A 12,670-nucleotide genomic window follows, 5' to 3' on the forward strand; every position below is an offset into this window, starting at 1 on the left:
GACAAGCATTTCCGTTAACTGTTAGGCTTTTTTTTCTAACGGTTTCGGACCTGCCATGATCCCCTGCAGCCTTCATCACCTTTTGAAACAACGCCTGGATGCAGGCGAGTGGTTGCCCGGGCAACGCATGCCCTCCATCCGCAAGCTGACCGCTGCAGTGGACTTCAGTTACCACGACGTCGTGTCGGCCTATGCCCAGCTGGTCAGCGAAGGGGTGTTGACGGCATCACCCGGGCGAGGCTACTTCGTGGCAAACCGCGCCCGGCAAACCAGCGTGATCCACGAACCCGAATGCATGGCCGGCGACCCGCTGTTCCGGCTGCTGCAGGGCGGCCAGCACTTCACCAAGCTGGGCAGCGGCTGGCTGCCCCCAGCGTGGCGCGACACCGAACTGCTGGCCAAGGCAATTCGTCGCACAGCGCGGCTTGAGCAGAGCTCGCTGGCAGAGTACGGCGACATCCAGGGGTACCTGCCCATGCGCAAACAGCTGTGCGTGCACATGAAACGGCTGACCCGTGTCGAAGCCCGGCCCAACCAGTTGCTGACCACACTGGGTGCCACACAAGGCCTGGACCTGGTTGCACGGTTGCTGATCAAACCAGGCGACCACGTTTTCGTCGACGAGCCGGGCAACGGCAACCTGATCAAGCTGATCCAACTCGCTGGCGGGCACGTCGTGGGCATTCGGCGGACCCAGGACGGGCCGGACGTGGAAGAAATGAGAAGCCACCTGGCCAGGCACAAGGTCAAGGCGTTTTTCTGCAACAGCACCTTTCACAACCCGACCGGCAGCAACATCAGCCCGCACAACGCCTTCAGCGTCCTGCGCCTGGCGGTGGAGCACGAGTTCTTCGTGGTCGAGGACGATGTCTATGGGGACTTCAGCCCTGCTGTGCGTCAGACCTTTGCCGAGCTCGACAACCTTGACCGGGTTATCTACATCGGTAGCTTCTCCAAATGCCTGTCGGCATCGCTGCGCGTGGGGTTCATTGCCTGCTCGCAAGACCTGATCGAACCGCTTACACGTCTTAAACTGCTGACCTGCGTCGCCGTCCCCGCGTTTTGCGAACGCTTCGTCAACACCATATTGTCGGATGGCACGTATGCCCGGCACATGAAAGACGTGCAGCAGCGCCTGATCCGCCAGCAAGTGCAAACCCAACGCTTGCTGCTTGAGCGCGGCTGGCAGTTCGATATTGCGCCGCAAGGGGGTATGTTCCTTTGGGTCTACCACCCGGACCTGCCCGACCTGCAACCTTTCATGCGTAAAATGGAGCAACACAAGATCCTGCTGATGCCCGGCTCTGCATTCGCGGTGAGCCGTGACTACCAACGCTACACGCGCATCAATTGCACGCATTTTTCCGACGCCTTGGCCGAGCACTTCGACGTTGGACCCGGCGCGATCAAATAAACCGACCTGGGACCTTGCATGGCGCCTGCGCGCTTACTACCTTAGCGCCTTTCCAAACCAGCCTCGCCTTGCAGGAGCCCTTGCCATGGCCGCCCCCGCCTTTCCTCCCTTCCGCCTGCGGTTCGCAACCGCTGCCACCCTGCTCGGCATGCTCGGGCTGGCCGGCTGCCAGACGGGCGGCTACCAGGATAGCGTGCCACCGACCAGCGGCGTGCAGCCGCTTAAAGGCCTGGCACAGAATGTTTCGGTACGGCGCAATGCCATGGGCGCGCCGCTGATCGAAAGCAGCAGCTTCCATGATGCGCTGTTCAGCCTGGGCTATGTGCACGCCGGCGACCGCATCGAACAGATGGTCGCCATGCGCCTGCTCGCCCAAGGCCGTCTGGCCGAATTGGCCGGCAGCGAGGCGCTGGATATCGACCGCCTCATGCGCGCCGCCAACCTCAAGCAGAGTGCCGCCCAGCAATACGCCGACGCATCGCCACGGCTCAAGCGCTTCTTCGAAGTGTACGCGCGCGGGGTCAATGCCTACCTGTTCCGCTACCGCGACAAGCTGCCAGCAGGCCTGGCCAGTAGTGGCTATCGCCCCGAATACTGGAAGCCTGAAGACTCGGCGCTGATCTTCTGCCTGTACGCGTTCAGCCAGTCGGTCAACCTGCAAGAGGAACTCAGCGCCCTGACCCTGGCGCAGAAAGCCGGTAGCGACAAGCTGGCCTGGTTGCTGCCCGGGGCCCCCGACGAGCCGTTGGCCGAAATGGAAGTGGACAAGCTCAAGGGCCTGAACCTGGCCAGCCAGTTGCCGGGGCTGCCAGCCCTGGCAGCTGCCAGCCAGAAGCTCGCCGACCTGGACCTGCTCGGTAGCCCGGGGTCGGCCAACCTGGCCCTGGGCCCGCAGCGCAGCCGCAGCGGCAAGAGCCTGCTGGCCAGCGACAGCCGCGCCGCCTGGGCCTTGAGCCCGGTACAAATCAATACCAGCAAGTACCAGGTTGCCGGCCTGTCCTTGCCGGGGCTGCCGATCGTGCTGGCCGGCTACAATGGCAAGCTGGCCTGGAGCAGCAGCGCGGTCATGGCCGACAATCAGGACCTGTTCCTCGAGCAGCTGCGCCGCCAAGGCAATCAGCTGAGCTACCTGGCCGATGGTAAATGGCTGCCGGCCCGCGCCCGTAGCGAAACCTACTTTGTACGTGGCCAGCGACCCGTGCGCGAAGTGATGTACGACACCCGCCACGGCACCCTGCTGGCCCAGCCAGAAAACGCCAGCCTGGGCCTGGCGCTGAACCTGCCACAGTTCAAAGGTGATCGCAGCCTGGATGCCCTGTTCGACCTGACGCGGGCCAAGAACGTAGAGCGGGCCTTCGACAGCACACGTGAAGTGACGGCTGCTGCCGTCAACTTCGTTTTCGCCGAGCCTGAGCATATCGGCTGGCAAGTCAGTGGCCGCTACCCCAATCGCCGCGAAGGCCAGGGCCTGCTGCCCTCGCCGGGCTGGGACGGGCGTTACGACTGGGACGGCTATGCCGACCCGATGCTGCACCCGTACGACCAGGACCCACCCGCGGGCTGGATCGGCCACGCCAACCAGCGCAGCCTGCCGCGCGGCTATGGCATGCAGCTGTCCAGCACCTGGTACTACCCCGAGCGTGCCGAACGCCTGGCACAGCTGGCCGGCAACGGTCGCCACGACAGTCGAAGCCTGATGGCCCTGCAGAACGACCAGGTGACCTTGCTCGCCAACAAGCTCAAGCAGATGTTCGACGCCCCCGGCATGGCCCAGCCACTGAAGCAGGCGATCGACGCCCTCCCGGCCGGGCAGCGCGAAAAGGCCCGCGACACGCTGGCCCGGCTCAAGGCCTTCGATGGCCGCCTGAGCCCGGTGTCGGCAGATGCCGCGCTGTACGAGCTGTTCTTGCAGGAGGTCGCTCGCCAGACCTTCCTCGATGACCTGGGCCCGGCGTCCGGCCCGGCCTGGCAGGCATTCGTCAGCAATGCACGTTTGTCGTTCTCGGCGCAGGCCGATCATCTGCTGGGCCGCGATGACAGCCCCTTCTGGGATGACCGCAACACGCCGCAAAAAGAAGACAAGCCCGCCATCCTCGCCCGCAGCCTGGCAGGCGCAATGGAGGCCGGTATCGCGCAGCTGGGGGCCGACCGACGCACCTGGCAGTGGGGCAAGCTGCACCAGTACCGCTGGCCGGCACCGGCCTACCATGGCCTGGGTGATGCGATCAGCCGTGCACCGCTTGCCGCAGGCGGCGACTTCACTACCCTAGCCCTCACACCATTCGCCTGGGGCAGCGACTTCGACACGCGTCTGCCAGCCTCGGCACGGATGATCGTCGACTTCGGCCAGGCCGAGCCGTTGCAGATACTGACCAGCAGCGGCCAGTCCGGCAACCCGGCCAGCGCGCATTACCGCGATGGGCTGGATGCCTGGTTCAAAGGGCGCTTCATGAGCCTGCCACTGCAACAGCAGAACTTCAGCAGGGCATATGGCAACCAGCGGCTTACGTTGGTGCCGGGGCGGTAAGGGCGTTCTTCAGGGGCGCATGAGGGGGCTTGATTAACTTTTTCAGCAGCTCCCTCCCAAATCCATCCGAACTAACGTCCAGCACCATGCCTCTTAACGGGTAACCCCAGAACCAGTGCCCGTGCCATGGACCTCGTCATCGCCCGCCCCGAAGGCCTGTACTGCCCACCCGGAGATTTCTACATCGACCCCTGGCGGCCCGTGGACCGGGCTGTCATTACCCATGGCCACGGCGACCACGCACGCACCGGCAATGGCCATTATCTGACCGCCAGCCCTGGTGCTGGCATTCTTCGCAGCCGCCTGGGCCAGGACATCAATCTGCAGACCCTGCCCTACGGTGAGCGCCTGCTGCACCACGGCGTGACGTTGAGCCTGCACCCGGCCGGGCACGTGCTGGGTTCGGCACAGGTGCGCCTGGAGTACCGAGGTGAAGTCTGGGTTGCATCCGGTGACTACAAGGTAGAACCCGATGGCACCTGTACGCCCTTCGAACCGGTGGCGTGCCACACCTTCATCACCGAATCGACCTTCGGCCTGCCGATCTACCGCTGGCCAAGCCAAAGCGAGATCTTCGCCAGCATCAATGCCTGGTGGCGGGCCAACCGTGAACAGGGCAAGGCCAGCGTGCTGTTCTGCTATGCCTTCGGAAAGGCCCAGCGGATTCTGCATGGGCTGGATGCCAGCATCGGCCCGATCCTCGTGCATGGCGCCATGGAGCCGCTCAACCGGGTGTACCGGGATGCCGGCATCCACCTGCCGGAAACCCGCTACGCAGGCGATATTCCGCGCAACGATCCACTGCTGCGCCAGGCACTGGTCCTGGCGCCCCCGTCAGCCGGCGGGAGTAGCTGGATGCGCCGTTTTGGCGATTACAGTGATGCCTTCGCCAGCGGCTGGATGCTGCTACGCGGCGCCCGCCGGCGGCGCGGCGTGGACCGGGGCTTTGTGCTGTCCGACCACGCCGACTGGCCTGGCCTGCTCTGGGCCATTGGCCAGACCGGTGCCCAACGGGTGATGGTCACCCACGGCTCGGTCGAGGTACTGGTGCGCTACCTCACCGAACAAGGCCTGGATGCCCGCGCCTTTGTCACCGAGTATGGCGACGAAGACGATGTGCCCAACACCGCCCCCTCGCCATGAAAGCCTTCGCTACGCTGTTCCTGCGCCTGGACGCGACCACCTCCAGCAATGCCAAGCTCGAGGCACTGCGGGACTATTTCGACATGGCGCCTGCCGACGATGCTGCCTGGGCGGTGTATTTCCTGGCCGGCGGGCGCCCACGCCAGCTGGTGCCCACCCGCCTCCTACGTGAACTGGCAACGACGCTGGCTGGCCTGCCGGACTGGCTTTTCGAAGAAAGCTATCAGGCCGTGGGCGACCTGGCCGAGACCATTTCGCTGCTGCTGCCGCTGCACGCCGATGGCAACGAGGAAGGCCTGGCCACCTGGGTGGAACAGTATTTGCTGCCCCTGCGCGGGCTGGCGCCTGAGCAAGTCCGCCAGCGCCTGCCGCTGCTCTGGGCCCGGTTGGACCGCGCCAGCCTGATGCTATGCCTGAAGCTGATCACTGGCAGCTTTCGCGTGGGCGTGTCAAAGCTGTTGGTCACCCGCGCCCTGGCGCAACTGGCCGGGCTGGACGCCAAACGCGTGGCCCAGCGCCTGGTCGGCTACACCGATATAGGCCATCGCCCGACTGCAGCCAGTTACCAGAGGCTGATCGCCCCAGAGTCCGCCGATGAACACAACCAGCGTGGCGGCCAGCCCTACCCCTTCTTTCTGGCCCATCCGCTGCAAGTCTCCAGCGATCAATTCCATACCCTGCTCGGTCCACCAAGCGATTGGCAAATCGAATGGAAGTGGGACGGCATTCGGGCGCAAGTGGTGAAGCGCGATGGCCAGCTGTGGGTGTGGTCACGCGGCGAAGAACTGGTTACCGAGCGTTTCCCCGAACTGCATGGTCTGGCACAGACGTTGCCCGATGGCGTGGTGCTCGACGGCGAGATCCTGGTCTGGAAACCCGGTGAAACCGAGGGTGAACTGGCCGTGCAGCCTTTTGCCTTGCTGCAACAGCGTATCGGTCGCAAAACGCTGGGCAAAAAACTGTTGAACGATGCGCCGGTGGTGCTGCAGGCCTACGACCTGCTGGAGTGGCAGGGCGAGGACTGGCGCAGCCGACCGCAGCACGAACGCCGAAGCCAGCTGGAGCGCCTGGTGGATGAACACCCACTTGCCCCCGTGCTGTTGTCGCCTCTGCTGCAAGGCCCGGACTGGGCCGACCTTGCCCGCCAGCGCGAACAGTCACGCAGCCTGGGCGTGGAAGGGCTGATGCTGAAGCAGCGCGAGGCCCTGTACGGCGTGGGGCGCACCAAGGACATGGGCATCTGGTGGAAGTGGAAGATCGACCCTTTCAGCGTCGATGCAGTGCTGATCTATGCCCAACGCGGCCACGGCCGCAGGGCCAGTCTGTACAGCGACTACACCTTTGCCGTATGGGATGCACCGGCAGGTACCCCTGGTCGGGCGTTGGTGCCCTTTGCCAAGGCCTATTCAGGGCTCAGTGACGAAGAAATGCGCAAGGTCGACGCCATCATCCGCAAGACCACGGTGGAAACGTTCGGGCCGGTGCGCAGTGTGACCCCAACGTTGGTGTTCGAGCTGGGCTTCGAAGGCATCGCCCTGTCCCGGCGCCACAAAAGCGGTATTGCCGTGCGCTTTCCGCGCATGCTGCGCTGGCGACTGGACAAGCCGGTGGAAGAAGCAGATGACCTGGCCACCCTGCAGGCGCTACTGGCCTGAAAAAGTTTGCGATGCCCGACTGCTGCAGGATGAGGCGCATTCGCTGAAACTATGCTTCTATTTTTGAGCCGACCCGTGTCGCAGACCGTTTTCGCCACGCAGCCAGGACCAACATGCACCATTCAACCCACGACCTGCTCTCCCCCGTACCGGGCATCACCCGCCAACTGCACAGCTTCCACTTCGGCCCCCGCAGTGGTGGCAAAGTCTATATACAAGCCTCACTGCACGCCGACGAGCTGCCGGGCATGCTGGTAGCCTGGCACCTCAAGCGCCGCCTGGCCGAGCTGGAACAGCAAGGCCGACTGCAGCGCGAGATCATACTGGTGCCGGTGGCCAACCCGGTGGGTCTGGAGCAAGTGCTGCTGGATGCACCATTGGGGCGTTTTGAACTGCAAAGCGGCGAGAACTTCAATCGCAACTTCGTCGACCTGTCGGACAGCATCGGCGACCTGATCGAAGAACACCTCACCCAGGACCCGACGCACAACCTTGCACTGATCCGCGAATACCTGCGCCGCGGCCTGGATGCACACCCGGCCCGCACCCCCTTGCAGGCCCAGCGCCTGATACTGCAGCGCCTGGCCTGCGATGCCGATATGGTGCTGGACCTGCACTGCGACTTCGAAGCAGTCGAGCACCTGTACACCACACCCGATGCCTGGCCCCAGATCGAACCCTTGGCCCGTTACCTGGGCGCCCAGGCCAGCCTGCTGGCAACCGACTCGGGCGGGCAGTCGTTCGATGAATGTTTCAGCCTGGTCTGGTGGCAATTGCAGCAACGTTTCGGCAAACGCTTCCCGATTCCGCTGGGCTGCTGCTCGGTCACCGTCGAGCTGCGTGGCCAGGCGGATGTCAGCCATGATCTGGCCAGCAAGGACTGCCAGGCGATCCTCGACTTCCTGACCCACGCAGGTGTCATCGAAGGCACCAGCGCCGCCCTGCCCGCGCTGTTACGCCACGCCACGCCGTTGGCCGCCGTGGAACCCGTGGCAACGCCACTGGGTGGGTTGCTGGTTTACCACGCCAAACCGGGCCAGCACCTGGAGGCCGGCCAACTGATCGCCGAGGTCATCGACCCACTCAGTGACCGAGTCACCCCCCTGCGCAACAGCCAGCCAGGCCTACTGTATGCGCGTAGCGTACGGCGCATGGCCACGGCTGGCATGGTCATCGCCCATGTGGCCGGCGAACAGGTATGCCGCAGCGGCTACCTGTTGGCCAATTGATCCGGTAAAACCATTGCAGCCGGCAAGTGGTCTGTAGAAGCACAGCCTTCGGAGGGCCATCTGCCTCATGCCTGCTGCTACCGACCTCGCCAATGCCTGGTTTGCCAAGCGCGGCTGGAAGCCCTTCGCCTTCCAGCGGCGCGTATGGGCTGCCGTCGAACGGGGCGAGTCCGGTTTGCTGCATGCCAGTACCGGTGCCGGCAAGACCTATGCGGTCTGGCTCGCTGCGCTGCGTGCGTTCAAGCCCAGGCCCCAGGGCCGCCACTTGGCCCCCATACAGGTGGTGTGGGTGACGCCCATGCGTGCCCTGGCCGCCGACACCGCACGTGCGTTGCAAGCGCCGCTTGATGAGCTCCAACTGCCTTGGAGCGTAGGGGTGCGCAGCGGCGACACCAACAGTGCCGAGCGCGCCCGACAGGCACGGCGGCTACCCAGTGTGCTGATCACCACCCCCGAAAGCCTGACCCTGCTGCTGACCCGGGCACAGGCACATGAGGATTTCGCCACGCTGCAACTGGTGGTAGTGGATGAATGGCATGAGCTGCTTGGCAACAAGCGCGGGGTACAACTGCAGCTGGCCCTGGCGCGCCTGCGGCATTGGCACCCAGGCCTACCGACCTGGGGCTTGTCGGCAACGCTCGGCAATCTGCAACACGCACGGGATGTCTTGCTGCCCCAGGGCGGCCTGCTGGTGCAAGGCCGGCAAGACAAGGCGCTGCAAGTCGACACCCTGCTGCCAACAGCAATCGAGCGTTTCCCCTGGGCTGGACACATGGGCCTGAAGATGCTCGACCAGGTCAGTCACGAGATCGATGCCAGTGCCAGTAGCCTGGTGTTCACCAACACCCGCGCCCAGGCAGAAATCTGGTATCAGGCCCTGCTTGAGGCAAGGCCAGACTGGGCCGGGCTGATCGCCCTGCACCACGCCTCGCTGGCCCGTGATACGCGCGACTGGGTCGAGCGCAGCCTCAAGCAAGGCAGCCTCAAGGCGGTGATCTGCACGTCCAGCCTGGACCTGGGCGTTGACTTTCTGCCCGTGGAACGGGTGCTGCAAATTGGCTCGGCCAAGGGCATCGCCCGCCTGATGCAGCGGGCGGGTCGCTCAGGACACGCGCCTGGGCGGCGCTCCAGGATCACCCTGGTGCCCACCCATAGCCTGGAACTGGTGGAAGCGGCGGCGGCCCGGCAGGCGCTGATAGCCGGCCACATCGAAGCCCGCTTTTCACCGCGCCTGTGCATGGACGTGCTGGTACAGCATCTGGTCAGCATGGCCTTGGGCAGTGGCTTTCACCCGGAGCAACTGCTCGCCGAAGTGCGCAGCACCTGGGCCTTTCGCCAGTTGCGCGACAGCCAATGGCAATGGGCGCTGGACTTCGTCTGCCACGGCGGCAGCTCACTGACCGCCTATCCGGACTACCAGCGCGTCGAGCGCCAGGCCGACGGTGTTTATCGGGTTACCAGCGAACGCCTGGCGCGGCGCCACCGCATGGGCATCGGCACTATCGTCAGCGATGCCAACCTGCAACTGAAATACTGGAGCAAGGGCGGCGGCGGGAAAACGCTGGGCAGTGTTGAAGAAGCGTTCATCGCCCGCCTGCGCCCCGGCGATACGCTGGTATTTGCCGGGCGGGTACTGGAGCTGGTACGCGTGGAAAACATGACGGCCTATGTGCGTCGCAGCACGGCGCGAAAGGCTGCGGTAGCGCGCTGGAACGGCGGGCGCATGCCGCTCTCGAGCGAACTGGCCGAGGCGCTGGTCGAGCAGCTCGATGCTGCCGCCCATGAACGCTTTGACGGGCCGGAAATGCGCGCAGTACGCCCGCTGCTTGCGCTTCAGGCGCAGTGGTCAGCCTTACCCACCACAGGCACGCTGCTGGCCGAAACCTTCAAGTCACGCCAGGGCTGGCACCTGTTCCTGTATCCCTTTGCCGGGCGCATGGCCAACCTGGGCTTGGCCAATCTGATTGCCTGGCGGGTCAGCCGCGCACAACCGCTGTCGGTGTCGATTGCTGTCAATGACTACGGATTCGAACTCCTCAGCCCTGCCAAGGTGGACTGGGCCAGTCACCTGCCGCAAGCGCTCGGCACCGGGGATCTGCTGGAAGATGTGCTGGCCAGCCTGAATGCCGGGGAAATGGCACTGCGGCGCTTTCGTGAAATTGCCCAGATTGCCGGGCTGGTGTTTGGCGGCTATCCCGCCGCGCAGAAGAGCACGCGGCAAATCCAGGCCTCCAGCGGACTGTTCTATGAGGTGTTTCGCAAGCACGACGCGGGGAATTTGCTGCTTGGCCAGGCGCGGAATGAAGTTTTGAGCGAAGAGCTGGAAATCGAACGGTTGCATCGGCAACTGCTGAAAATGAGTGATTTGCAACTTGACCTGCGGGCTTTGAAGCGGCCAGGGCCCCTGGCGTTTGCCTTGTTGGTGGAAGGCATGCGCGAGACATTGAGCACCGAGAAGCTGGCAGACCGCATTGCGCGGATGGTAGCGGAACTGGAACAAGCGGCGGACGCGGGATGAATTACCAACCCATCGAACACTGGGGGCAGGCGCTCTGGCTGCTTGCCGACAAAGCCATCTACTGGCCCGCCCGTCGAGCCTTGCTGGTGGCCGACGTGCACATCGGAAAGGCCGCCAGCTACCGCGCCCTGCATCAACCGGTGCCACGTGGAACGACTGAGGCGACACTCGCCAGGCTCGATCGCCTGCTGGCCGCACATGACTGTGAGCAACTGATCATCCTGGGCGACTTTCTGCATGCCCGCACGGCCCGTGCACCGGCAACGCTGGCCAAGGTGGATGATTGGCGCAAGCGGCACAAAGAACTGAAAATAGTGCTTATACGCGGCAATCATGACCGCAACGCCGGCGATCCACCTGCCTCGCTCGATATCCAGGTCGTGGACGAGCCTTGGGTTCTGGAGCCCTTTGCCCTGCAGCACGAGCCGCAGCCCCACCACACACACCCGGTACTGGCGGGCCACGTACACCCAGTCTTCGTCCTGCGCGGCAAGGCCCGTCAGCGCTTGCGCCTGCCTTGCTTCGTGATCGATGAGCAAGTCAGCCTGCTACCTGCATTCGGTGAGTTCACCGGAGGGTGGGAAGTCACCCCCGCCAGCGCCAGCCGGCTGTACCTGGCTGGCGCTGAACGCGTCTGGCCGCTTTAGCGACGCTCAGGCCACAGGGGCGGGAGGCGGCTCGTCCGGCAAGGTCGGCTCACCCGGCTCCATGGGAGGCGTCTCACCGGGTTCCGGCGGTTGCGGGGTATCGGGATCAGGCTGATGGGGCACGCCCCCCGCCTGCATGGGCAGCGGGTGCGCCAGCAGTGACCAGGGCAACAACCCAACGTGATTGGGCTGCAGGCCTGCCAGCTTGGCACTGATTGCGGGATGGAGTTTCATTGGCTGCTCCTGACGAAAGCCGATGCACATCATGCACACCGGCGTTACTTCGTTGGAGTGCCAAAGGCGCGGGTAATTCCCCGCGCTTGTCGGCTCAGGTACGCGGCAGGGTGACGCCGCGCTGGCCCTGGTATTTGCCTCCACGGTCCTTGTACGACACTTCGCACTCTTCGTCGGACTGCAAGAACAACATCTGCGCCACGCCTTCGTTGGCGTAGATCTTCGCCGGCAGCGTGGTGGTGTTGGAAAACTCCAACGTCACGTGGCCTTCCCACTCAGGCTCGAGCGGCGTGACGTTGACGATGATGCCGCAACGGGCGTAGGTGCTCTTGCCCAGGCAAATGGTCAGCACGTCACGGGGAATGCGGAAATATTCGACAGTGCGCGCCAGGGCGAAAGAGTTTGGCGGGATGATGCACACGTCGCTCTTGATATCGACGAAGCTGCCAGCATCGAAATTTTTCGGGTCGACGGTGGCCGAGTTGATGTTGGTGAACACCTTGAATTCGTCGGCGCAGCGTACGTCGTACCCATAGCTGGAGACGCCGAAGGAGATCACGCGGTTGTCCTGCTCGCCGCGCACCTGGCGCTCGACGAACGGCTCGATCATGCCGTGTTCCTGCGCCATGCGGCGAATCCACTTGTCCGATTTGATGCTCATGGCGGGGTGTCCTGAAGAGTTGCGAGGTGAAAATCGTGACGCGCATATTACCGGTCCCGGCGCCCAGGTTAAAGTTCCATCCCTCATCCCGCGCCGGGTGGGGGCTGCAGCCGCCGCCGATCCGAATTTGCCTAAAGCGCCTTCTGACCATTGGCAGGTTGCGGAAAGTGGGGTAAGGTGTTGCCACTGTGCTGCACGTGACACCGAGAATCTCTAGTTTGATGCACGATCCTGATCGGCCCATCGCTGAATTTTCTGCTCTCTTTGCGCTCAGTCCCGGGCAGGGTTTTTCCTGACCGTTATCAAATTGTCCAAGGAGACAGAAAAATGTCCAACCGTCAATCCGGTGTTGTTAAGTGGTTCAACGATGAGAAAGGCTACGGCTTCATCACCCCTCAGTCGGGCGACGACCTGTTCGTGCACTTCAAAGCCATCCAAGCTGACGGCTTCAAAACCCTGAAAGAAGGCCAGGCTGTTACTTTCGTCGCTACCCGCGGCCAGAAAGGCATGCAGGCTGAAGAAGTTCAGATCGCCTAAGTCGATCTAGCTTCCTAGCTTTCAAAAAAACCCGCCTTCTGGCGGGTTTTTTTATGCCTGTCTGAAGGCCATGCATTGAAAGTGTGTGGAGCCTTGTGTCGCGAA

The 12,670-nt window shown here is 63.7% G+C and carries 10 protein-coding genes; 8 read left to right on the forward strand and 2 right to left on the reverse strand.

The window, feature by feature from the left end; genetic code table 11:
- Nucleotides 1-55 precede the first annotated feature (55 nt).
- The 7 genes from ACF8FG_RS10730 to pdeM all read left to right on the forward strand — a co-directional run bounded on the left by ACF8FG_RS10730 (nt 56) and on the right by pdeM (nt 11,133).
- Nucleotides 56-1,414, forward strand: coding sequence for a PLP-dependent aminotransferase family protein (locus ACF8FG_RS10730; RefSeq protein ID WP_014589929.1), 1,359 nt, complete (start codon nt 56-58; stop codon nt 1,412-1,414).
- A gap of 85 nt (nt 1,415-1,499) precedes the next feature.
- Nucleotides 1,500-3,941 (forward strand): penicillin acylase family protein, encoded by a 2,442-nt coding sequence (locus ACF8FG_RS10735; protein ID WP_318078411.1) that lies wholly within the window; start codon nt 1,500-1,502, stop codon nt 3,939-3,941.
- Nucleotides 3,942-4,067: 126 nt separating this feature from the next.
- Complete coding sequence (locus ACF8FG_RS10740) at nt 4,068-5,084, forward strand: ligase-associated DNA damage response exonuclease (protein ID WP_019438150.1); 1,017 nt, start codon at nt 4,068-4,070, stop codon at nt 5,082-5,084.
- The gene (locus tag ACF8FG_RS10745) at nt 5,081-6,739 is read left to right on the forward strand and encodes an ATP-dependent DNA ligase (RefSeq protein WP_019438149.1); all 1,659 of its coding nucleotides are present in this window, start codon (nt 5,081-5,083) and stop codon (nt 6,737-6,739) included. Before ACF8FG_RS10740 ends, ACF8FG_RS10745 begins: the two co-directional genes overlap by 4 nt.
- Before the next feature lie 113 nt (nt 6,740-6,852).
- Nucleotides 6,853-7,968 carry a succinylglutamate desuccinylase/aspartoacylase family protein gene (locus ACF8FG_RS10750; RefSeq protein ID WP_019438148.1) on the forward strand — a complete coding sequence of 372 codons (1,116 nt, stop codon included), beginning with the start codon at nt 6,853-6,855 and terminating at the stop codon, nt 7,966-7,968.
- 67 nt (nt 7,969-8,035) lie between these two features.
- Complete coding sequence (locus tag ACF8FG_RS10755) at nt 8,036-10,486, forward strand: ligase-associated DNA damage response DEXH box helicase (protein ID WP_019438147.1); 2,451 nt, start codon at nt 8,036-8,038, stop codon at nt 10,484-10,486.
- Complete coding sequence (pdeM, locus tag ACF8FG_RS10760; RefSeq protein ID WP_019438146.1) at nt 10,483-11,133, forward strand: ligase-associated DNA damage response endonuclease PdeM; 651 nt, start codon at nt 10,483-10,485, stop codon at nt 11,131-11,133. Before ACF8FG_RS10755 ends, pdeM begins: the two co-directional genes overlap by 4 nt.
- A gap of 6 nt (nt 11,134-11,139) precedes the next feature.
- Here the strand turns inward: pdeM and ACF8FG_RS10765 are convergent, their stop codons facing one another.
- Nucleotides 11,140-11,367, reverse strand: a complete 228-nt coding sequence (locus tag ACF8FG_RS10765) for a hypothetical protein (RefSeq protein ID WP_003254918.1) — start codon at nt 11,365-11,367, stop codon at nt 11,140-11,142.
- 94 nt (nt 11,368-11,461) lie between these two features.
- The gene (gene dcd / locus ACF8FG_RS10770; protein WP_003254920.1) at nt 11,462-12,028 is read right to left on the reverse strand and encodes a dCTP deaminase; all 567 of its coding nucleotides are present in this window, start codon (nt 12,026-12,028) and stop codon (nt 11,462-11,464) included.
- Between the two features lie 327 nt (nt 12,029-12,355).
- Between dcd and ACF8FG_RS10775 the strand changes: the two genes are divergently transcribed.
- Complete coding sequence (locus ACF8FG_RS10775; protein WP_003254922.1) at nt 12,356-12,565, forward strand: cold-shock protein; 210 nt, start codon at nt 12,356-12,358, stop codon at nt 12,563-12,565.
- The last annotated feature ends 105 nt before the right edge of the window (nt 12,566-12,670 follow it).

Origin of the sequence: Pseudomonas sp. YQ_6, from assembly GCF_043103245.1 — a bacterium.
GTDB classification, from domain to species: domain Bacteria; phylum Pseudomonadota; class Gammaproteobacteria; order Pseudomonadales; family Pseudomonadaceae; genus Aquipseudomonas; species Aquipseudomonas alloputida.